This window comes from Streptomyces sp. NPDC045899, from assembly GCF_056431485.1.
Genome location: NZ_JBWKKP010000005.1, coordinates 327,903 through 349,393, shown reverse-complemented (window position 1 = coordinate 349,393; position 21,491 = coordinate 327,903). Strand labels below are relative to the sequence as shown.

20 protein-coding genes are annotated in these 21,491 nt (G+C 73.3%); 12 read left to right on the top strand and 8 right to left on the bottom strand.

What is annotated here, in order from left to right; genetic code table 11:
- The first annotated feature begins 1 nt into the window (after position 1).
- Positions 2-682, top strand: coding sequence for a response regulator transcription factor (locus AC07FT_RS10475; RefSeq protein WP_479175614.1), 681 nt, complete (start codon positions 2-4; stop codon positions 680-682).
- Complete coding sequence (locus AC07FT_RS10470; protein WP_479175612.1) at positions 664-2,040, top strand: sensor histidine kinase; 1,377 nt, start codon at positions 664-666, stop codon at positions 2,038-2,040. Before AC07FT_RS10475 ends, AC07FT_RS10470 begins: the two co-directional genes overlap by 19 nt.
- Here the strand turns inward: AC07FT_RS10470 and AC07FT_RS10465 are convergent.
- Positions 2,031-2,966, bottom strand: a complete 936-nt coding sequence (locus tag AC07FT_RS10465) for a TAXI family TRAP transporter solute-binding subunit (protein ID WP_479175611.1) — start codon at positions 2,964-2,966, stop codon at positions 2,031-2,033. The genes AC07FT_RS10470 and AC07FT_RS10465 overlap by 10 nt on opposite strands.
- A 673-nt stretch (positions 2,967-3,639) precedes the next feature.
- The gene (locus AC07FT_RS10460) at positions 3,640-4,062 is read right to left on the bottom strand and encodes an ATP-binding protein (RefSeq protein WP_431774091.1); all 423 of its coding nucleotides are present in this window, start codon (positions 4,060-4,062) and stop codon (positions 3,640-3,642) included.
- 251 nt (positions 4,063-4,313) lie between these two features.
- Here AC07FT_RS10460 and AC07FT_RS10455 point away from each other — a divergent pair, with 251 nt between their 5' ends.
- From AC07FT_RS10455 to AC07FT_RS10445, 3 genes are all read left to right on the top strand, one after another.
- A complete protein-coding gene (locus AC07FT_RS10455; protein ID WP_479175608.1) occupies positions 4,314-5,171 on the top strand; it encodes a helix-turn-helix domain-containing protein in 858 nt (285 codons plus the stop codon).
- A gap of 32 nt (positions 5,172-5,203) precedes the next feature.
- Positions 5,204-5,476 (top strand): DUF397 domain-containing protein, encoded by a 273-nt coding sequence (locus tag AC07FT_RS10450; protein ID WP_479175691.1) that lies wholly within the window; start codon positions 5,204-5,206, stop codon positions 5,474-5,476.
- Between the two features lie 100 nt (positions 5,477-5,576).
- Positions 5,577-6,365 carry an SAM-dependent methyltransferase gene (locus AC07FT_RS10445; protein WP_471196705.1) on the top strand — a complete coding sequence of 263 codons (789 nt, stop codon included), beginning with the start codon at positions 5,577-5,579 and terminating at the stop codon, positions 6,363-6,365.
- 25 nt (positions 6,366-6,390) lie between these two features.
- Here the strand turns inward: AC07FT_RS10445 and AC07FT_RS10440 are convergent, their stop codons facing one another.
- The gene (locus tag AC07FT_RS10440) at positions 6,391-7,806 is read right to left on the bottom strand and encodes a sensor histidine kinase (protein WP_479175606.1); all 1,416 of its coding nucleotides are present in this window, start codon (positions 7,804-7,806) and stop codon (positions 6,391-6,393) included.
- Positions 7,807-7,810: 4 nt separating this feature from the next.
- On the bottom strand, positions 7,811-8,518 hold the full coding sequence (locus AC07FT_RS10435; RefSeq protein WP_479175604.1) for a response regulator transcription factor: 708 nt from the start codon (positions 8,516-8,518) through the stop codon (positions 7,811-7,813).
- A gap of 171 nt (positions 8,519-8,689) precedes the next feature.
- Here AC07FT_RS10435 and AC07FT_RS10430 point away from each other — a divergent pair, with 171 nt between their 5' ends.
- The gene (locus tag AC07FT_RS10430) at positions 8,690-9,943 is read left to right on the top strand and encodes a glycosyltransferase family 4 protein (protein WP_479175603.1); all 1,254 of its coding nucleotides are present in this window, start codon (positions 8,690-8,692) and stop codon (positions 9,941-9,943) included.
- Between the two features lie 43 nt (positions 9,944-9,986).
- On the opposite strand, the gene AC07FT_RS10425 is transcribed toward AC07FT_RS10430, so the two are convergent.
- On the bottom strand, positions 9,987-11,528 hold the full coding sequence (locus tag AC07FT_RS10425) for an SDR family NAD(P)-dependent oxidoreductase (RefSeq protein WP_479175601.1): 1,542 nt from the start codon (positions 11,526-11,528) through the stop codon (positions 9,987-9,989).
- Between the two features lie 300 nt (positions 11,529-11,828).
- Here AC07FT_RS10425 and AC07FT_RS10420 point away from each other — a divergent pair, with 300 nt between their 5' ends.
- The 5 genes from AC07FT_RS10420 to AC07FT_RS10400 all read left to right on the top strand — a co-directional run bounded on the left by AC07FT_RS10420 (position 11,829) and on the right by AC07FT_RS10400 (position 18,136).
- Positions 11,829-13,187, top strand: a complete 1,359-nt coding sequence (locus AC07FT_RS10420) for a type I glutamate--ammonia ligase (RefSeq protein WP_479175599.1) — start codon at positions 11,829-11,831, stop codon at positions 13,185-13,187.
- Positions 13,188-13,190: 3 nt separating this feature from the next.
- A complete protein-coding gene (locus AC07FT_RS10415) occupies positions 13,191-14,369 on the top strand; it encodes an amidohydrolase family protein (RefSeq protein WP_479175597.1) in 1,179 nt (392 codons plus the stop codon).
- Positions 14,370-14,457: 88 nt separating this feature from the next.
- Positions 14,458-15,249, top strand: coding sequence for an SDR family NAD(P)-dependent oxidoreductase (locus AC07FT_RS10410; RefSeq protein WP_431774099.1), 792 nt, complete (start codon positions 14,458-14,460; stop codon positions 15,247-15,249).
- 149 nt (positions 15,250-15,398) lie between these two features.
- Positions 15,399-16,460 (top strand): zinc-dependent alcohol dehydrogenase family protein, encoded by a 1,062-nt coding sequence (locus AC07FT_RS10405; protein WP_254740995.1) that lies wholly within the window; start codon positions 15,399-15,401, stop codon positions 16,458-16,460.
- Between the two features lie 173 nt (positions 16,461-16,633).
- Positions 16,634-18,136: an MFS transporter gene (locus AC07FT_RS10400; protein ID WP_479175594.1), complete on the top strand. Its 1,503-nt coding sequence runs from the start codon at positions 16,634-16,636 to the stop codon at positions 18,134-18,136.
- Between the two features lie 78 nt (positions 18,137-18,214).
- Here AC07FT_RS10400 and AC07FT_RS10395 read toward each other — a convergent pair whose 3' ends face one another.
- From AC07FT_RS10395 to AC07FT_RS10385, 3 genes are read right to left on the bottom strand one after another with little or no spacing between them, the layout of a single operon-like run.
- Positions 18,215-18,703, bottom strand: a complete 489-nt coding sequence (locus tag AC07FT_RS10395) for a glutathione peroxidase (protein WP_254740999.1) — start codon at positions 18,701-18,703, stop codon at positions 18,215-18,217.
- A 39-nt stretch (positions 18,704-18,742) separates the two neighbouring features.
- Complete coding sequence (locus tag AC07FT_RS10390) at positions 18,743-19,519, bottom strand: cache domain-containing protein (RefSeq protein ID WP_479175592.1); 777 nt, start codon at positions 19,517-19,519, stop codon at positions 18,743-18,745.
- Between the two features lie 10 nt (positions 19,520-19,529).
- The gene (locus AC07FT_RS10385; RefSeq protein WP_479175590.1) at positions 19,530-20,300 is read right to left on the bottom strand and encodes a FadR/GntR family transcriptional regulator; all 771 of its coding nucleotides are present in this window, start codon (positions 20,298-20,300) and stop codon (positions 19,530-19,532) included.
- Positions 20,301-20,407: 107 nt separating this feature from the next.
- On the opposite strand from AC07FT_RS10385, the gene AC07FT_RS10380 reads away from it, so the two are divergent.
- Positions 20,408-21,445 carry an ABC transporter ATP-binding protein gene (locus AC07FT_RS10380; protein ID WP_471196682.1) on the top strand — a complete coding sequence of 346 codons (1,038 nt, stop codon included), beginning with the start codon at positions 20,408-20,410 and terminating at the stop codon, positions 21,443-21,445.
- The last annotated feature ends 46 nt before the right edge of the window (positions 21,446-21,491 follow it).

The window sequence follows — 21,491 nt, the reverse complement described above, 5'->3', positions numbered from 1 at the left end:
CATGCACGTTCTCCTGGTCGAAGACGACGACCGGCTGGCGGCCGCGCTGACCGCCGCGCTGGCCCGTCTGGGCCACCAGGTCGTCCGCGCCGGGCGCGCGGACGACGCGCTGCGGCTCAAGGACGGAGCCGACTTCGTCCTGCTCGACCTGGGACTGCCCGATATGGACGGTCTGGAGGCGCTGCGCAGGCTGCGCCGCGCCTCCGCCGTCCCGGTCATCGTGGTCACGGCCCGCTCCGAGGAGCGGGACGTGCTGCGGGGGCTGCGCGGCGGGGCCGACGACTACCTGGTCAAACCCTTCCGCACCGCCGAGCTGATCGCCCGTATGGAGGCCGTGCTGCGGCGCGGCACCCGGCCGCTCACCGCCCCGGGCCCGGTGGTGGCGGCGGGCGGCGTCCGGATCGACCTCGCCGCGCGGCGGCTGGAGGTGGACGGCAGGCCCGTCACCCTCACCCGCCGGGAGTTCGACGTACTGGCCCTGCTGGCCCGGGAGCCCGGGGTGGTCCGCAGCCGCGAGGAGATCCTCGACGAGGTGTGGGGCGATCTGCTGCTGTCCGCGTCCCGCTCCCTGGATGTGCACATCGCCGGGATCCGCGCCAAGACCGGCTGTCCGGGGCTGGTGGAGACGTTGCGCGGCACGGGATACCGGCTGGGGACCGGCGAATGCACCTCCGGATCCTGACCGTCTACACCGTCCTGATCGCCTGCCTGGTGACGGCGCTCGCGGTGCCGTTCTCCCTCGCGTACTCCTCGCACCGCACCGGGAAGCTGCTGCTGGAGCGGCGGGCGGACGCCACCCGCTTCGCCGAGCTCGCCGACCAGGCGATCCGCGAGGGCGACACCGCCGGACTGGCCCTGGAGGTGTCCCGCTACCACACGCTGTACGGCACGGCCGTGGAGATCCGCGACCGGGACGGCTCGCGGGTCGCGGGCGGCGGCGCCTGGGACCGCGACCAGGCCGACCGCGCCCTGTCCGGCCGCACCACCGGCAGTCTGCCGCTGATCACCCCGTTCGGCCCGGAGTCGGCGGTGGTGGCCGAACCGGTCGGCCGGGACGCCCAGGTCTTCGGGGTGGTGGTGATGCGGGCGTCCACGGCCGCGGCCAGGCGGGACGTGGCCCTGGTCTGGTCCGCGGTCGCGGCGGGCTCGGTGGTCGCGGTGCTCATCGCCCTGATCGCGGCACGGCGGCTGGCCCGCTGGATCCTGCGCCCGGTGACCGAACTGGACGTCACCACCCGTGCGATCGCCGAGGGCCGGATGGACGCCCGGGTCGCGGCGGGCGGCCGGGGCCCGGCCGAGCTGCGGCTGCTGGAGCGCCGGTTCAACGCCATGGCCGACGCGGTCTCGGCCGCCCTCGAGCGGCAGCGCGCGTTCGTCGCGGACGCCTCGCATGAGCTGCGCACCCCGCTGACCGTGCTGTCACTGCGGCTGGAGAACCTGGAACCGCATCTGCGGAAGACCGGCGACGGGGAGTTCGCCGAGGCCCTCGCCGAGGTCGACCGGCTGGCCCAGCTGCTGGAGGATCTGCTCGAACTGGCCCGGGTCGAGGCGGGCGCGGCGGCGCCCGAGCCGATCGCACCCGCCGCGCTCGCCGCCCGGCTGGCCATCTGGTGCGAGGTGTACGCGGCGCGTGAGCTGACGCTGGCGGTGACCCTGGGCGGGGGCGGTACGGCGGACGAGGAGACCGCGCTGCCCGCGGCGGCCGGGCGGATCGCCGACATCGCCCTGGACAACGCGGCGAAGTTCGTACCCCCCGGCGGCACCGTGACCGTCTCGCTGGACGACGGGGCGCTCCGGATCGCCGACGACGGCCCCGGGCTCGACCCCGAGCACCTGGCGGCCGCCCCCGGCCGCTTCTGGCGCTCCCCCGGCCACGGGAACATCCCCGGCAGCGGGCTGGGGCTCGCCATCGCCGCGGAGCTGGCCCGTGCGGCGGGCTGCACACTGGCGCTGCGCGCCGCGGAACCGCACGGGCTGGTGGTCGAAGTGCGACTGCCGGACGGGCCGGTCCCGCTCCCGGCCTCCCGCTCTCAGCCGTAGACCTCGCGGTAGTGGGCCGCCGCGCCCGGGTGCAGCGGCACGGTGCCGGTGCCGATGGCGTACCGCTCGTCGAGGCGGCTGCCGGGCGCGTCCGGCACCGGCAGCCGGTCCCGCCGGTCGAACAGCACGGCGGTCAGGGCGCGGGCGGTGGCGGTGGCCAGACCGGCCCGGCAGACCAGGTAGCTGGGCGTGCCCACGGTGGCGGTCGGCCCGTGCAGCCCGTAGATCCCGGCGGGGATGGACGCGTTCTCGTAGACGGACCCGTGGCGGCGGCGCAGCGCGGCGGCCAGGCCGTCGAGCGGTATCAGCCGTATGGGCCGGCGCCGGGCGAGCTGGGCGATGGTCCGGGTCGGCGCGCCGCCGGACCAGAAGAACGCGTCCACCTCCGCCGCCGCGAGCGCGTCGGCGGATTCCCCGAGCCCCAGCCGGACCGCCCGCTCATCGCGCACCCCGGCCACCTCGAGCACCCGCCCCGCGGTCACCGACGTGCCGGACTCGGCGGCGCCGAGCGAGACGGTCCGTCCGCTGAGGTCGGAGGGGCGCCGGATCGAGGAGTCGGCGGGCACCACCAGATGCAGATAGTTGAGGTACAGCCGGGCCAGCGCGGCGACCGGCACCGGCCGCCGGAAGGGGCCCCGTCCCTTGGCGGCGTCGGCCGCGCTGTCGGCCAGCGAGAGCGCCACATCGGCGCGGTCGTCGCCGAGCATCCGGAGGTTCTCCACGCTCGCCGCGGTGGTGAGCACCCGGACGTCGATCTGCGGATGGGTCCGGTGGACCTCGTCCGCCAGCCGACTGCCGAAGATCGCGTAGGGCCCGCCCCGCGGGCCGGTGGCCAGCCTGACCCGGCCGGGCGGCTCGGCCTCCTCGCACCCGGCCAGCCCGACCGCCGCAAGCGCCACGAACACGCGACGGGAAACGCGCAGCACCCGCCGATGCTAACCCGCACGGCGCGACGCGCCGCACGGGCCTCGGGGGGCCGGCCCCCCGAGCCCCGTATGCCTTCGGGCGGACCGCGCACCGCCCCCGGCGCGGAGCGCTGCGGCTGCCCCCGGGCCGGGCGCGCACCGGAAGCCGGCCACGTGGCCGCGGAGGGGCCGCGCGCGCCACCGGCGGACCAGCGGTCCGGACCGGCGCCTCCGCCGAGTCCACCACGGCTGCGCCCGTCCTCATCCGCTTGCGCGGGACGCAGCGGACACCCCGGCCCTGCCGGACCACGGTGGGCTACGGCGCATCGCGCCCGGGTGCGTGGGCGTCCGGCCGGAGCTGGTGCCGGGGATCGTCCGCGCGCGCCGTCCGCGGACACCGGCTCCGCGCAGCGACCCGGACCGGCACGGGGCACAACGGACACCCCGACCGCGCCGGACCACCGTGGCGGCGAAAGCACCTCCCGCCGGGCAGCCGCACAAGGTCCGACCCGTGTACAAGGCAGGGCAGCGGCCCGGAGCGGCGCCGCGACCGACACCGGGCGGCGGAACGGGGTGTGCACCGTGAGGGGCAGCGCGGGCGGAGCCGAAGGCGCGCCGCGTGAGCGGGTGGCTCGGTGGACGCGGCTCCGACCGCACCGGTCCGCCGCGCAGATGCGCGGACCGGCGGGGCGGGTCAGGTCGTGAGGGCGCTCAGCTGGGCCCAGACCACGCGGCCGCCGTTGGCGGCGGGGCGGTCGCCCCAGGCATCGGTGAGGGCGCGGACCAGGGCGAGGCCGCGGCCGCTCTCGTCCTCCACACCCGCGTCCCGCGGGGTGGGGCCGAGGGGGCCGCCACCCTGGTCGGTGACCTCGACGTAGAGCGAGCGGCGCTCATGGGCGCGCAGCACGCACAGGATCTGCTCGCTCCCGGTGTGCACCAGCGCGTTGGTGAACAGCTCGGACATCACCAGCTCCGCGGCGTCGCAGACGTCCTCACAGAAGCCCCAGACGGGCAGTTGGGAGCGGACCCGGCGGCGGGCGGCGGCGACCGAGGCACCGCGGGCGGGCAGTCGGAAGATCTCCTGGCGGAGGGCGGCGTCGTAGCACTCGGCGCTCACGAGGGGGGCCATCGTCGGGCGTTGACGCAATGCCACGGCCATTTGCCTTCCGTCTCGCTGTGGGGGCTCAGAAGAGCGCAAGTCCGCTTAGCAGCCAACCTGTTGGCCCGGACACTACGCCACTATCCAGTCTGTGAGCATCAGTTGGCAAGAGGCGTTCTGCAAAATGCAGAATAGCCAGAGCACTCTGTTCCCCCCATCCCGCACGTGGCACACTAACTCTCGACAATGACCGTCCGAGGAGGTACGACGTGGGTGAAGCGCGGTCTGCCCCGACCGTCGGGCAGATGGTCCTCGGTATGCGACTGCGGGACCTCCGCGAGAAGGCCGGCGTCAGCTACGAGGCAGCCGCCAGAGCCCTGCACGTCAACCAGACCACGGTCCGCAGGATGGAGAAGGCCGAGGTCGGCCTGAAACTCCCCTACGTCGAGAAGCTGCTGCAGACCTACGGGGCCGAGCAGGAGGAGATCGACGCCTTCCTCGCGCTCGCCGAGGACGCCAACAGACCCGGCTGGTGGCACCGGTTCCGCGATGTGCTGCCGGACTGGTTCAGCCTCTATGTGAGTCTGGAGGGCGCGGCCAGCCGTATCCGCGCGTACGAGCCGCACTTCGTGCCCGGTCTGCTCCAGACCGAGGCGTACGCCCGCGCGCTGCTGCGCATCGGCTTCCCGAACGGCAGTGAGCGCGAGGTCGACCGCCGCGTCGCGCTGCGGATGGAGCGCCAGGAGCTGCTCACCCGCCCGGACGGACCGCATCTGTGGGCCGTGATGGACGAGACGGTGCTCCGTCTCGGCATCGGCGGACCCGAGGTGATGCGGGGCCAGATCGACCGGCTGATCGAGGCCACCCGACTGCCGAACGTCACCCTTCAGGTGGTGCCGTTCTCCGCGGGACCGCATCCGGGCATGGGCGGACCGTTCCAGCTCTTCCGGTTCCAGATCGCGGAACTGCCGGACATCGTCTACGCCGAGGCCCTGACCGGCGCCGGCTATCTCGACCAACGCGCGGATGTGGCCGCCTACCTGGAAGCTCTTGACCGCATGGGCACCCAGGCCACACCGGCGCGGCGCACGGAGGCGTTCCTCCGTGAGATGCGCAAGGAGCTCTGACTGTGGACCACGTGGACAACGTGTACAACGGCATGCCGGCCAAGCAACTGGGGGCCGAGGGCTGGCGCAAGCCCTGGAGCGGCCCCAACGGGGGAGCCTGTGTCGAAGTGCTGAAGCTGACGGACGGACGGGTGGCGCTGCGCCAGTCGACCGATCCCGACGGGCCCGCCCTGATCTACACCCACCATGAGATCGAGACCTTCATCCGGGGAGCCAAGGCGGGTGCCGCGGACTTCCTTCTGGGGCGGCCGGATCCCCATCTGTCCTCGCCGAAGGGGACCGGCGCGGGGCGGCGCGCCGCATGACCGGGCGCCCGGAGCACATCCGTGGCGCGGACCATTCAGCGGGCCTTACGGCGGACTCTTCCGCGGACCTTTCCACGGGGGCAGGAGTGGCACACACATCATGAACATCGACACGACCAAGCCGCACGCGGCGCGGATGTACGACTACTACCTCGGGGGCAAGGACCACTACCAGGTCGACGAGGAGGCCGCGGCCCATGTGCTCACGGTCTATCCGGGGATCAGGACCTGCGCCCGCACCAACCGCGCCTTCATGCACCGCGCCACGCGCTGGCTCGCGGGCGAGGCCGGGGTCCGCCAGTTCCTCGACATCGGCACCGGCATCCCCACCGAGCCCAACCTCCACCAGGTGGCGCAGGGCGTGGCCCCGGACGCCCGGATCGTGTACGCGGACAACGACCCGATCGTGCTGGCCTACGCCCAGGCGCTGCTGCACGGGACGTCGCAGGGGCGCACCTCCTATCTCCAGGCCGATGTCCGTGAACCCGAGCGGATCCTGAAGGCTCCCGAGCTGCACGAGACGCTCGACATGAACCAGCCGGTGGCGCTGTCGTTCAACGCGCTGTTCCACTTCGTCCCGGACGAGTACGGTCCGTACGACCTGATCCGGCAGTTCGTGGACGCCCTGCCGTCGGGCAGCTTCCTGGTGCTCTCGCACTGCACCTCGGACTTCGACCCGGACACCTGGGGCAAGGTCGTCGAGATCTACCGCCAGGGCGGGATACCGTCGCAGGTGCGGTCCAAGGACGAGGTGGAGCGGTTCTTCGAGGGGCTGGAGCTCATCGAGCCGGGGGTCTCCGAACCGCATCACTGGAAGCCGGACGGTGAGGTGCCCGCGCTCAGCAGCACGGACGTCTCGCTCTGGGTGGGGGTCGCCCGCAAGCCGTGAACCCCTCGCGCGCTCTGGACGGGGGTCAGGGCCGCACGGGCGGTACGCGGCGGTCGCCCACCGTGAAGCCCAGCACCGCGCCGCCGCCCGGCCGCGGCCGGGCGAAGACGGTGCCGCCGTGCGCGAGGGCGATCTCGCGCACGATGGCGAGGCCGAGTCCGGAGCCGGGCAGACTGCGGGCGCCGGGCGCCCGGTAGAAGCGGTCGAAGACCCGCTCGCGGTCCTCCTCGGCGATCCCGGGGCCGCGGTCACGGACCTCCACCCGGCGGCCGGCTATCACCACTTCGACCGGTCCGGTGCCCTCCCGGTCGAACTTGGCGGCGTTCTCCACCAGGTTGGAGACCGCCCGCTGCAGGGCGGACGGGCCGCCCTCGACCCGGGTGTCGCCCGACGCCCGTACAGTGATCTCGCGGCCGGTGCGGCGCCGGGCGAGGGTCGCGGCGGTGGTGGCGACCGCCTCCAGCGACACCGGCGTACGCGGTTCGTCGTCCTTCTGCCCCGCCGCCAGCTCCACCAGCTCATTGACCAGATCGGTCAGTTCACGGGTCTCCCCCGCCAGATCGGCGAGCAGGTCCTCGCGCGCGGACGGCGGCAGTTCCTCGAAGCGGCGCAGCAGCGAGACATTGGTGCGCAGTGAGGTGAGCGGGGTACGCAGTTCGTGTCCGGCGTCCTGGACCAGCCGCCGCTGGTCGTCCTTGGAACGGGCGAGCTGTCCCAGCATGCCGTCGAACGCCCGGCCCAGCCGGCCCACTTCGTCCTGTCCGGCGACCGGTACGCCCACCTCCATCCGGCCCGTGGCGGCGACGCTCTCGGCGACCCGGGTCAGCCGCACCAGCCGCCGGGTGATCCGCCCGGCCAGCCACCAGCCGACGAGTCCGGCGGCCGCGATGACGGCGGCGATGAACAGCGCGGTGCGCTTCTGGAGTTCCCGCAGCAGATCCTCGGTGTCGCTGAGCTGCTGGGCCACCTGGATCGCCCCGGTACCGTCGCCCACGGCCACGGTGGCCATCCGGTACCGCTCGTCGCCGATGCCGATGTTGCGCCGCACCACGGCACCGGCCGTACCGGACGCGGCGGTGGCCCGGTCCTCGGCGCCCACCGGCAGCGGGGGTTTGCCCGCGTCGTGGACGGTGCCCCGGCCGTTGATCACCTGGACGTCCGTCCGGCTGATCCGGCGCAGATCGCCCCGCAGACCGTAGGGGACCGGCCCGTCGGAGGGGTAGTCGCTGAGCACCACCTTCTCGCCCCGCACCTCGGTCCGCAGATCGCGGACCACATCGTCGAAGGCCGACTGCTGGTCCACCCGGACCAGTCCGGCCGCGGCGTCGTAGCTGAGCCCGCCCACCAGCAGGGTGACCACACAGGCCACGGCCGCGAAGGACAGCGCGAAGGTGGTCCGCAGACTGGGCCGCGGGTTCGGGAGCCGCGGGGGACGGCGCATCCTCTCAGCCCTCCCGCAGGGTGTAGCCGACGCCGCGCACGGTGTGGATGAGCGGTACGGCGCCCTCCAGGTCGACCTTGCGGCGCAGATAGCCGATGTAGACGGCGAGGTTCTTCGAGCCGGGGTCGAACTCATAGCCCCAGATGCGGGCGTAGATGGTGGGGTGGTCCAGGACGATGCCCGCGTTGCGCGCGAGCAGTTCCAGCAGGTCGAACTCGGTGCGGGTCAGCTCCAGTTCGGTACCGGCACGCCAGACCCGCCGCGCCGGGGGGTCCAGCCGCAGGTCCGCGACCTCGACCACCCCGTCGGCGGCCGGTTCACCGGGGGCGTCGGCAGCGGGCCCGGGGCACGCGCGGCGCAGCAGGGCCCGCAGCCGTGCGAAGACCTCCTCGACCTCGAAGGGCTTGGCCACATAGTCGTCGGCGCCCGCGTCCAGACCCTCGATCCGGTCGGCGGTCCCGACCCTCGCGGTGAGCATGAGGATGGGTGTACGGTCCCCTTCGGCACGCAGCACCCGGCACACCTGCAGCCCGTCCACACCCGGCATCATCACGTCGAGCACCACCACGTCGGGATGCTCGCGGTGCGCGGCGGCCAGCGCCTCGATGCCGTCGGAGACCGCGGTGACCCGGTATCCCTCCAGGGTCAGGGCACGTTCCAGGGCATGGCGGATGGCGCGGTCGTCCTCGGCGAGCAGCACGGTGTTCATCACGTCCCGAGTCTGCCAAGCGCCCCGGACGCCGGACCGGCCCTCCCCCTGCCGCGCTTCTTACCCCGCTCTCACCTGTTTTTCGCGCCCGGCTTACCGAGCCCGGAGAAGGTATCGAACACGTTCCGGGGGAAACCCGCCCCAGCGATGCCATCTGCCGGAGAAAATCACCGTATGAAGATCGTATTCCTGCTGCACAACGCCTACGGGATCGGCGGAACGATCCGGACCACGCTGAATCTCGCCGCGGCGCTGGCCGACCACCACGAGGTGGAGATCGCTTCGATGCGGCGGCACCGCGAGGCGCCGCGGTTCACCGTGGACCCCCGGGTGCGGCTGGTCCCGCTGGTGGACACGCGCCCGGAGAGCGCCGACGCGCGGGACCCGCGGGCCGGGGAGCCGGCCCGGGACTTCCCGGTCCACGAGAAGCGCTACGAGCAGTACAGCAGGCTGACCGACGAGCGGGCGGCGGAGTATCTGCGCGGCTGCGGGGCCGATGTGATCGTGGGCACCCGGCCGGGCGTCAATGTCTATCTGGCCCGCTTCGGCCCGCGCGGCGCGCTGCGCATCGCCCAGGAGCACCTGCGGTACGAGGCGCACAGCAAGAGGCTGCGGGCGGAGCTGGCACCGCACTACCGCACGCTCGATGCCGTGGTCACGACGACCGAGGCCGATGCCGCCGTCTACCAGGAGCGGATGCCGCTGCCGGGGGCGCGGATCCTGGCGATACCCAACAGCGTCCCGGAACCGGACGTCCCGCCCTCCGAGGGCACCGAACCGGTGATCGCGGCGGCCGGCCGGCTGGTCCGCGGCAAACGCTTCGACCTGCTGATCGACGCCTTCGCCGAGGTCGTGGACAAGCATCCGGAATGGCGGCTGCGGATCTACGGCGGCGGTGCGGAGAAGGACCGGCTGAACGAGCGCATCACCGACCGCGGGCTGGTGGGCAGCGCCGAGCTGATGGGGCCGCGCTCCCCGATCGAGGCGGAGTTCGCCAAGGCGTCGCTGGTGGCGGTGGCCTCGGACGCCGAGTCGTTCGGCATGACGATCGTGGAGGCGATGCGCTGCGGCGTGCCGGTGGTGAGCACCGACTGCCCGCTCGGCCCCTCCGAGATCATCCAGGACGGGGCCACCGGGCGGCTGGTGCCCACCGGGGACAAGCACGCGCTCGCCGGTGCGCTGCTGGAGCTGATCGACGACGCCCCGGCCCGGCAGGCCATGGGGGTCGCGGCGCTGGAGTCCGCGCGGACCTATGACCCGGCGCCGATCGCCCGGCGCTACATGCGGCTCTTCGAGGAGCTGGCCGACAGCCGCGGCGCCCGTGCGCGGGCGCGCACCCGGGCCGCGCTGCGGTCCCGTGCCGGACGGCTGCTGCGCCGCTGCACGGCGGTGTTCCGCCGCCGCCCGAAGGCGGCGGCGGGCGGCTGAGGGACGCGCCGCCGCGCCCGGCGACCGGCTGCCCGGCGCCCGGCTACCAGGTCGTCGCCGCGTAGTCCTTCAGGAAGCAGCCGAAGAGGTCCTCACCCTGCTCACCGCGGACGATCGGGTCGTAGACCCGGGCCGCGCCGTCGACGAGGTCGAGCGGGGCGTGGAAGCCCTCGGCGGCCAGCCTCATCTTGTCCGGGTGCGGCCGCTCGTCGGTGATCCAGCCGGTGTCGACGCTGGTCATCAGGATGGCGTCGGACTCGAACATCTCCCGTGCGCTGGTGCGGGTGAGCATGTTGAGCGCGGCCTTGGCCATGTTGGTGTGCGGATGTCCGGCGCCCTTGTAGCCGCGGCCGAACTTGCCCTCCATCGCGGAGACGTTCACCACGTACTTGCGCCGGGCGGCGGAGGCGGCCATCGCCGGGCGCAACCGGCTGACCAGGATGAACGGCGCCGTCTCATTGCACAGCTGGACTTCGAGCATCTCGACGGGGTCGACCTCGTGGACCCGCTGGATCCAGGTGTTGGTCGGGTCCAGGTCCGGTATGAGCCCGCCGGCGTCGATCGCGGTACCGGCCTCGATCCGGGCGGGTGAGGCGGAGCCGCTGGTGAGGGCGAGGGCGGTGAGGTCCTGTGCGGTCAGCGCACCGTCCCGCGGCCGGCGCGGACCCGGCAGCGCCGTCTGGGACCCGCTGCCGAACGCGCCGAGGACGGTGGCCTCGGGCAGCTCCCCGGCGGGCAGCGGCGCCGACTCCCCGGCGATCAGCTCCGCGTACGCCTGGGGCGTGCGGCGGACCGTCTGCGCGGCGTTGTTGATCAGGATGTCCAGCGGACCCGCGGCGCTCACCGCATCGGCCAGCCCGATGACCTGGGCGGGGTCCCGCAGATCCATCCCGACGATCTTCAGCCGGTGCAGCCATTCACCGCTGTCCGGCATGGCCTTGAAACGGCGGATGGCGTCGTTGGGGAAGCGAGTGGTGACGGTGGTGTGCGCGCCGTCGCGCAGCAGCCGCAGCGCGATGTACATCCCGATCTTCGCGCGGCCGCCGGTGAGCAGTGCGCGCCGGCCGGTGAGATCGGTACGGGCGTCGCGCCGGGACCGGTTCTCCGCGGCGCACGCACGGCAGAGCTGGTGGTAGAAGGCGTCCACCTCGACATAGCGGGTCTTGCAGACGTAGCAGGAGCGGGGGCGCTCCAGAATGCCCGCGATCTCCGTGGACACCGAGCTGCTGAGGGCACGGCCGAGCGTCTCGTCGTCGATCCGGTCGGCGGCGCCGGTGGCGGTGGCCTCGGTCACGGCCTTGTCGTTGGCGGTCTTGGCGGCCCGCCGCTCCTGGCGGCGCCGCTGCTTCACCGTGCGGTAGATCCCGGAGGTGGCCCGCCGCACGGTGATGGCGTCGGGGTGGTCGACCGGCAGCCGGTCGAGCTCCGCGAGCACGCTCAGGCAGGTGGCCAGCCGTTCGGGGTCGATACCGGGCGCCCCGGCGGCGGCCCCGGCCGCCTGCCCCGTCTCCGCCGTCGCCGCTGCCTCCGCTGTCATGGGATCGACGCCCGTCGTCCCGGCCCGGCCGTCCTCAGTCACCGTCATCGCCGCTGCCGCTTTCTGGTATCGCCGTTTTCCCTGGGTAACGGCGGAACTGTACGAAAGCGGCGCCGGATGCGCCAATCCCGGGCCGTCCGGCGCGGGCTCCGGGGCCGTCCGGCGCGGGCTCCCGAGCCGGGCGCACGGTGCGGCGCGCCGCCCGGGGGCGGTGTCGTTACGCCGTCTCAAAGAGGTGACTGACCGTCACTCTCCCTCCCTGATCGGGACGTTCCGTCACCACACAGCCGGTTCAAGGCCATACCCTCGGGACGGAGGCGACGACAGCGGCGACGGAGGAGGACGTGCATGGCGACGGGCGACCGCGAGCGGGCGTACGCGCGGGCTCGGCAGGAGGCCGAGCGGCTGGCCTCGGACGGGGTCGGCGGGGTCGCGCTGACCTGGGTGGACAACGCGGGCCTGACCCGGGTCAAGACCGTGCCCACCGCGCGGCTCCCGCACGCCGTCCGCCGCGGTGTCGGCATGTCCCCGGTCTTCGACGTCTATCTGGTGGACGACTCCATGACCACCAGCCCCCACATCGGCGGCCCCGACGGCGATCTGCGGCTCTTCCCCGACCTCGACCGGCTCACCCCGCTGGCCGCGCAGCCCGGCTGGGCGTGGGCGCCGGCCGACCGGTACGAGCAGGGCGGGCCGGCGCACCCCGCCTGCCAGCGGCTCTTCGCGCGGCGGATGACCGAGCGGGCCCGGGAGCGGGGACTCACCCTGCGGATGGGGTTCGAGACGGAGTGGGTGGTCACCTCCGACGAGCCGTCGGAGGACGAGCCCCGCTATCCCAGCGCGGGGCCGGCGTACGGGATGGCGCGGGTGGTCGATCTCTCCGGCTACCTCGGCGACCTGCTCGGCGCCTGCCACGCCCAGGGGGTCGAGGTGCTCCAGCTGCACCCGGAGTACTCCCCGGGGCAGTTCGAGGTGTCCGTGGCCCCCTCGGACCCGGTCGGCGCGGCCGATCTGGCGGTGCTCGTGCGGGAGACGATCCGGGCGGTGTCGGGCCGGGCCGGGCTGTATCCGCTGTTCGGCCCGGTGGTACGGGCGGGCGGTGTGGGCAACGGCGGCCACCTCCACCTGAGCCTGTGGCAGGACGACCGCAATCTGTGCCGGGACGGCGACGGCCCGCTCGGTATGACGGCGACGAGCGAGGCGTTCCTCGCCGGGGTGCTGCGGGCGCTGCCCGCCCTGCTCGCGGTCGGCGCCCCCTCCCCGGCAAGCTATCTGCGGCTGGAGCCGTCCCGCTGGGCCGGGGCGTACCAGTGCTGGGGGCTGGAGAACCGGGAGGCGGCGCTGCGGTTCATCACCGGCGCGCCGGACGATCCGGGGGCGGCCAACGCCGAGGTCAAGTGCTTCGACCCGGCGGCCAATCCCTATCTGGTGACCGGTTCGGTCATCGCCGCCGGACTGGCCGGGCTGGACGCCGGGCTGACCCTGCCCGCCCCGGTCAGCGGTGATCCGGTGGGCCAGGGGCGGCAGCGGCGGCTGCCCACCTCGCTGCCGGAGGCGCTGGCGGAGTTCGAGGACTCCACCGTGCTCCGGGAGGCGATGGGCGATCCGCTCTTCGAGTCGATCGCGGCGGTGCGCCGGGCGGAGTCCGAGCTGTTCGCGAAGGCGAGCCCGCAGGAGATCGCGAACGCGACCCGCGGGCGGTACTGAACGGTGGCCGCCGAGAGGCCGGACCCGGCCGAGCTCCCGCTGCCGCCCCTGGTGGACCACCACTGCCACGGGGTGGTCCGCTCCGAGCTGGATCCGGCCGCGTTCGAGGCGTTCCTGACCGAGTCCGACGCACCCGCCGCGCTCGGCACCACGTTCTTCGACAGCCAGCTGGGCTTCGCGGTGCGCCGCTGGTGTCCGCCGCTGCTCGGACTGGAACCACACTGTCCGCCCGCCCACTACCTCGCCCGGCGGCGGGAGCTGGGGGTACGGGAGGTGACCCGGCGGCTGCTGGCGGCGTCCGGGATCGGTGAGTTCCTGGTGGACACCGGGCTGCCCGGAGACCTCACCTCGCCACGGGAGCTGGCCGCGGCCTCGGGCGGTACGGCCCATGAGATCGTCCGGCTGGAACACCTGGCGGAACGGACCGCGGACACCGCGCTGACCGCGGACGACTTCCTCACCGGGCTGGCGGACGGGGTGCGCGAGGCGGCCCGTACGGCGGCGGGGTTCAAATCGGTGGCCGCGTACCGCTACGGACTGGACTTCGCACCCGAACCCCCGGCGCCGACCGCCGTGCACACCGCGGCCGAGCGCTGGCTGGCCCGCCGGGCCGAGCAGGGCACCGGCGGCGGCGCGGCCGCGGCCCGGGTCACCGACCCCGTACTGCTGCGCCATCTGCTGTGGTCGGCGGCGTACACCGGGCTGCCGCTCCAGCTGCACACCGGGTTCGGCGATCCGGACCTGCGGCTGGACCGCTGCGATCCGCTCGCCCTCACCGACTTCGTCCGCGCGGTACGGCCCACCGGCTGCACGCTGATACTGCTGCACGGCTATCCGTACCACCGCGGGGCGGGCTATCTGGCCGCTGTCTTCCCCCATGTCTACGCCGATGTGGGGCTGGCCCTGTCGCACACCGGGGCGCGGGCCGGGGCGGTGCTCGCCGAGATGCTGGAACTCGCCCCCTTCGGCAAGGTGCTGTTCTCCACCGACGCCTACGGGCTGCCGGAGCTGTACGTGGTGGGGGCGCGGCTGTTCCGGGAGGCACTGACGGCGCTGGTGGACGGCTGGGTGGCGGAGGGGGCCTGGTCACGGCGGGACGCCCACCGGGTGGCGGCGCTGCTCGCCGCGGACAACGCCCGCCGGGTGTACGGGCTGGGCAGCGCGTCCGCCCGGCACCGCTGAGGGCCTCTGGCCTCCCCCGGGTGGCACGGACACCGGGTGCGCGCAGTACGGTGCCCCGACGAACCCGTCAGTAACCGGAGGAGATCGCATGCGGATCAGCGGTACGACCGTCCTGCTCACCGGGGCGACCGGAGGCATCGGCCAGACTCTGGCCCGCGCGCTCGCGGCCAAGGGCGCCAAGCTCCTGCTCACCGGGCGGCGCGAGGAGGTGCTGCGGCCGCTGGCCGACCGGCTCGGCGGGCGGGCGCTGGTGGCCGATCTGTCCGACCGCAAGGACCTCGAACGGCTGGCGGAAGAGGCTTCGGACGCCCGGATCCTCATCGCCAACGCGGCGCTGCCCTCCAGCGGTCCGGTCCTGGACTACGAGACCGATCAGCTCGACCGCGCCCTCGACGTCAATCTGCGCGCCCCGCTGCTGCTGTCGCGGCTGATGGCCCCGAAGATGGTGGCCGAGGGCTCCGGACACCTGGTGATGATCGGCTCGTTGTCGGGCCGGGCCGCCTCCCCCGGCGCCGCCCTCTACAACGCTTCCAAGTTCGGCCTGCGGGGCTTCACCCTGGGACTGCGCCAGGACCTGCACGGCACCGGGGTCGGGGTGTCGCTGGTCCAGCCCGGATTCGTCGGGGACGCGGGCATGTTCGCCGATTCCGGCGCCACTCCCCCCGCCGGGGTGCGGACCGTCTCCACCCGCCAGGTGGCCGTGGCGACCCTCCGCGCCATCGAGCGCAACCGCGCCGAGGTGAACGTGGCCCCGGTGGAACTGCGCTTCGGCAGCGCCCTCGGCGGACTCTTCCCGAGCCTGTCCGAGCGGGCGCAGCGGCGGGCGGGCGCCGACAAGACCGCCCGCCAACTCGCCGACGGGCAGCGCGACAAGCGCTGAGCCACTGGTGCGCGGAGGGCCGGTGGCCGCCTTCCGCGCACCCGGCGCGTACTCCGCCGTCGTCGGGCCCGGTACGAGCGGGCCGATACCGGCCGGTTGTGGTGTAGGTTCGAGCGCCCCCACCGGGAGTTCGAGCGAGGAGCGGGTCGATGCGTGCTGTGGTGTTCGACGACTTCGGGCACAGGCCCGAGGTCCGGGTCGTCGACGACCCCGCCCCCTCCCGGAGCGGTGTGGTGATCCGCGTCGAGGCGACCGGACTGTGCCGCAGCGACTGGCACGGCTGGATGGGACACGATCCGGAGATCCGGCTGCCGCACGTCCCCGGCCATGAACTGGCGGGCGTGGTCGAGGAGGTGGGCGCGGACGTCCTCAACTGGAGCCCCGGGCACCGGGTCACCGTGCCCTTCGTCTGCGCGTGCGGGCGCTGCGCGGCCTGTGCGGAGGGCGCCCAGCAGGTGTGCGAGCGGCAGACGCAGCCCGGCTTCACCCACTGGGGGTCGTTCGCTGAGTTCGTGGCGATCGAGAACGCCGATGTGAACCTGGTCGGCATCCGCAATGAGCTGTCGTTCACCACGGCCGCCGGTCTCGGCTGCCGGTTCGCCACCGCCTTCCGCGCCGTGGTGACCCAGGGCCGGGTCGCCCCGGGCGACTGGGTGGCGGTGCACGGCTGCGGCGGGGTGGGGCTGTCCGCGGTCATGATCGCCGCGGCGGCCGGGGCACGGGTGGTGGCGGTGGACATCTCCCCGCGGGCGCTCGCGCTGGCCGCGCGGTTCGGGGCGGAGGTGTGCGTGGACGCCGCGTCCACCCTGGGATCGGTGGCGGAGGCGGTCGCGGACGCGACGGGCGGCGGGGCGCATGTCTCCCTGGACGCGCTGGGCTCCCCGCGGACCTGCGCGGCGTCCATCAAGTCCCTGCGCCGCCACGGCCGCCATGTCCAGGTGGGGCTGCTGCCCCCGGCCGCCGGGACGCCGATGCTGCCCATGGACCGGGTGATCGCGCTCGAACTGCAGCTGCTGGGCAGCCACGGTATGGCCGCCCACGCCTACCGGCCGATGATGGAGATGGTCGAGGCCGGGTCGCTGCGGCCCGATCTGCTGGTCACCGATGTCATCGGACTGGACGAGGTGCCCGACGCGCTGTCCACGATGGCGGCGGGCGCCAAGGGCGGGGTCACCGTCATCGAACCGGGCCGTCCGCCCCGGAGGCGCTGAGGCGGCGCGGCGCGACCGGGGCCGGGGTGCGGCCGCGCTGGGCCGGATGACCCCACCCGACACGCGCAACCGGAACTTTTGCGGTGCGATGAGGTGCGAGCTAGGTTCATGGAGTACGAAACGGTTTCGTTCCCCTGCGGGACCGTTCAGCCTCCCGTCCGGAGGGCACCGCCATGCGCCAGACCACCACCGGCACCCCGACCGGTCCCACCACTCCGACCTCCCCGCCCACCGATCCGGTGCGGCACCGCTGGTGGATCCTCGTCGCCATCGGCATCGCCCAGCTGATGGTGGTCCTCGACGCCACCGTCGTGAACATCGCACTGCCCTCGGCCCAGCGGGACCTCGGCTTCTCCGACGGCAACCGCCAGTGGATCGTGACCGCCTACTCCCTCACCTTCGGCAGTCTGCTGCTCCTCGGCGGACGACTGGCCGACCTCTTCGGCCGCCGGGCGGTCTTCCTCATCGGTGTGACCGGGTTCGCCGCCGCCTCCGCACTCGCGGGAGCGGCGAGTGGGTTCGGACTGCTGGTCACCGGCCGCGCCCTGCAGGGGCTCTTCGCGGCGCTGCTCGCCCCGGCCGCGCTGTCCCTGCTCAACACCACCTTCACCGACCCCAGGGAGCGGGCGAAGGCGTTCGGCGCGTACGGTGCGATCGCCGTCTCCGGCGGCGGTATCGGGCTGCTGCTCGGGGGACTGCTCACCGAGCACCTGAGCTGGCGGTGGACCCTCTACGTCAATCTCGCCTTCGCCGCCCTGGCGCTGGCCGGCGGTGTGGCGTTCCTCCGCCGCGGGGCACCCGCCGACCGGCCCCGGCTGGACCTCCCCGGCACCGTACTGGTCTCGGCGGGCCTGTTCGGGCTGGTCTACGGCTTCTCCAACGCCGAGAGCCACTCCTGGTCCTCCGTGCACACCTGGGGGTACCTGGCCGCCGGGACCGTACTGCTGCTGCTCTTCGCGCGCTGGCAGACCCGCACCGCCCATCCGCTGCTGCCGCCCCGGGTGCTGCTGGACCGTGACCGCGGCGCCTCCTTCCTGGCCATCGGGCTCTCCGGCGCGGGCATGTTCGGCGTCTTCCTCTTCCTGACCTACTACCTCCAGGGCAGTCTGCGGTTCAGCCCCGTCCAGACGGGTCTGGCGTTCCTCCCGATGATCGGCGGACTGATGGTCAGCGCACAGCTCTCCACCATGGTCCTGGTCCCCCGTATGGGACCCAAGGCGGTGGTGCCGCTGGGCATGGGGCTGACCGCCGTCTCGATGGTGTGGCTGACCGGCCTCGGCCTGGACAGCGGCTACGCCGCGGCCGTGCTGCCGCCGCTGCTGCTGTCGGGGATCGGACTCGGTCTGGTGATGCCACCGGCGATGGCCATGGCCACCGACCGGATCGCCGCGGACGACGCCGGGGTCGCCTCCGCCGCCGTCAACACGATGCAGCAGATCGGCGGTTCCATCGGCACCGCGCTGCTCAACACCCTGGCCGCCGACGCCGCGGCCGACTACCTCGCGGAACACCGGCCGGGCCCGGTCACCGCGGCGCGGGCCCAGTTGCACAGCTACGCGGTCGCCTACTGGTGGTCGGCGGGCATCTTCGTCGCAGGCGTGCTGCTCACGGCGGTCCTGTACCGCAAGGGCCGGACCGCCAGGGACGCCGGGACACCGGTGGCCGTGCCCGTATGAGCCGGGGCGGGGCGGGTCCACGGACGGGGCGGGGACCGGCTGTCCGGCCCCCGCCCCGTCCCGGCGCCCGGGCGCGCGTCAGCCGGGCAGCTGGGTCTCGATCGCGGCCACCAGCTCCGGCGCCTCCGGCTCGGTGCGCGGCCGGAACCGGCCGACCACCTCACCGCTCGGCGAGATCAGGAACTTCTCGAAGTTCCACTGCACGTCCCCGGCCTCCCCGGCGGCGTCCGCCGCCTTGGTCAGCTCGGTGTAGAGCGGGTGCCGCCCCTCGCCGTTGACATCGGCCTTCTCCAGCAGCGGGAAGGTGACGCCGTAGCTCGTGGAGCAGAAGGTCTGGATCTCCTCGCTCGTGCCCGGCTCCTGGCCCGCGAACTGGTTGCAGGGCACGCCCAGTACGGTGAAGCCGCGCCCGGCGTACCGCTGCTGGAGCCGCTCCAGGCCCTCGTATTGCGGGGTCAGACCGCACTTGGACGCCACATTGACCAGCAGCACCGCGGTGTCCTGGTGCGCGCCGAGCGTGGTGGGCTCGCCGGCCAGCGTGCGCAGCGGAATGTCGTACAGGCTCATCGGGTCAACCGCCTTCGTCGTTCCTCCGGTACGCACAATCTATGTGACCAGGATGAGCGGGATGCCACCACAGGGCCGCAGCCGTCGTCCGCCGTGCGCGACACCGTCGGCGGGACCGTCGGGGACCGCCGCGAAGTCCGGGCCCTTGTAGAGGGCGCCGGTGAGGTAGTCGGCGCAGGTCGAGGCGGCGACCCGGCCACGTGCGTTGACCAGGAAGGCGGGGGCGGGCAGCCGCTGCATCACCGGCATCACCGCGGCCTCGAAGTGCGAGAGGTACACATCCGCCGCCGCCACGCCCATGAAGCGGTCGCCGACCGTGACGGGCACGGAGAGGGTGAGGCTGTACTCGTCGGAGCAGAGGTAGTCCACGTACGGTCCGGCCACGGCCCGGCGGCCGGTGTCACGGGCCAGTGCGAACCAGTCCCAGTGGGTGTAGTCGGAGTACGCCGAGTGTTCCGGGTCCAGGTCGAGCAGGAGGGGGCGCACCTCACCGCCGGATCCGATCTGCCACCACTCCAGCCAGGCGGGGACGTCGGCGAGCAGTTTCGGCGCGGCCACGAACCCGGCGCCGGAGACCAGTGCGAGGCGGGTGAGCCGGGTCTGGAGCCCGGGGCGGAGCTCGGCGAGATCGGTGGTCTCGGGCTGTCTCCCGGCCGCGGTGACGGAGGTCAGCAGCGCCGCCGCGTCGTCACGGATCTCACGGACGGCGTCGAAGACGCCCTCCAGGGTGTCGCGGACGCGGGCCGCCACATCGGCGGCCGTCACCTCACCGAAGAGGTCCGGCCCGGCACCCGCGGGACGGGGGCTGCTACCCATCGGTGGTCTCCTAGGGAGGGGATCCGTCGGCGGAGCCGGGGGTGGCGAGGCGGAGTTCGACCAAGCGCCCCACGCACAGCCGGACGCACGCCTCGGCCAGCGTCCTGGCCCGATCGTCCGCACCATCTTGCAGGGCGCAGATCACAGCGCGGTGACGATCGCACACGTCCTTCAGACACTCGTCGTCCGCGAGCACCAGCGAGAGCAGCGCGCCCACTTCGGTCTGGAGGGCGATGGCCTCGCGGGTCAGCCGCGCTGACTGGGCGGCGGCGGCCAGCTCCACATGGAAGCGGCCGTGTACCCGGCTGCGCGCCGGGGGCTCCACTGCGGCGGCCAACTGCTCGACGGTGCGGCCGAGTTGGACCAGGTCATCGGGTTCGGTGCGATGGGCGGCCAGCCGGGCGGCGGCACCGGAGACGGCGGCCCAGTGATCGCCGAGGTCCCGCAGCTCCTCGGTGCTCCAGCCGATGAGCAGACCGCGCAACCGCTCCTCGGCGGGGCCTTCGGGAACGGTGACGAAGCTGCCGCCACCCCGCCCCCTGCGGGTGGTGACCAACCCCTGCTGACGCAGGGCCATCAGGGCCTCACGCAGGGTCACGGTGGAGACTCCGAGCCGCGTCGCGAGGTCGGACTCACCGGGCAGCTGCTCCCCGTCCGCCAGCAGCCCGAGCTCTATGGCGTCCCCCAGCCGCCGCACGACGGCGTCCACTCTGGCCTGGCTGTCGACAGGCGCGAAGACGCCCTGCCGAGCACCGCCGAAGTCCCGCGTCACGGCACTCACCCCCTCGTCATTGACTCAGGCTTTACCTTAACGGGGTCTTGTAATTAGACCTATGACTTCATAGTTTTACGAACCAACGACCAGCGGCATCAGAAAGGTTCCCGCCCATGGAGGGGAAAGCCATCCGCCTGCAGAGCCTGCGCAAGTCCTTCGGGAAGACGGAGGCGGTCGCCGGAGTCGACCTGGAGATATCGGACGGCGAGTTCTTCTCCATGCTGGGACCGTCCGGATCCGGCAAGACCACGGTGCTCCGGATGATCGCGGGCTTCGAGCCGCCCACCGGCGGCACCATCGAACTGGCAGGACGCGACGTCACCCGGCTCGCCCCGTTCGAGCGCGACGTCCACACCGTCTTCCAGGACTACGCGCTCTTCCCGCATATGACGATCGAGCAGAACGTCGCCTACGGCCTGAAGATCCAGAAGGTCTCGAAGACCGAACGGCTGCGCCGCGCCCGCGAGGCCCTGGCCGACGTCCGGCTCGACGGACTGGGCGACCGCAGGCCCTCCCAGCTCTCCGGAGGCCAGCGACAGCGGGTCGCCCTGGCCCGGGCCCTGGTCAGCCGCCCGCGCGTACTGCTGCTCGACGAACCGCTGGGCGCCCTCGACCTCAAACTGCGCGAGCAGATGCAGATCGAACTCAAGGAGCTCCAGCGCGAGGTCGGCATCACCTTCGTCTTCGTCACCCACGACCAGGACGAGGCGCTGACCATGAGCGACCGCATCGCGGTCTTCAACCGGGGCCGGGTGGAACAGGTGGGCACCCCCGCCGAGATCTACGAACGGCCCGCCACCCCCTTCGTCGCCGGCTTCGTCGGCACCTCCAACCTGCTCACCGGCCCGGCCGCGGAGCAGGTGGTGGGTGAGACCGGCACCTTCAGCATCCGCCCGGAGAAGATCCGGGTGCTGAAGGAGGACCGGGACGGCGGTACGCCCGACGCCTCCGGTGCCGTCGGCACCGTCGCGGAGGTCGTCTACCTCGGAGACGCGACCCGTTTCCTCGTCGACCTCGACGCCGGGGGGCGGCTCACCGCCCTCCAGCAGAACCTGGAGACCTCCTCCGAGGACGTCGCGGCCTACCGCGGCTCCCGGGTCAGGCTCCAGTGGCAGCCGCGCCACACCGTCCGGGTGCCCGACGCGCCGTAAGGCCCCCACCGCGTCCGTCCGGTCACTCCTCGCCCGTCCCTCACCT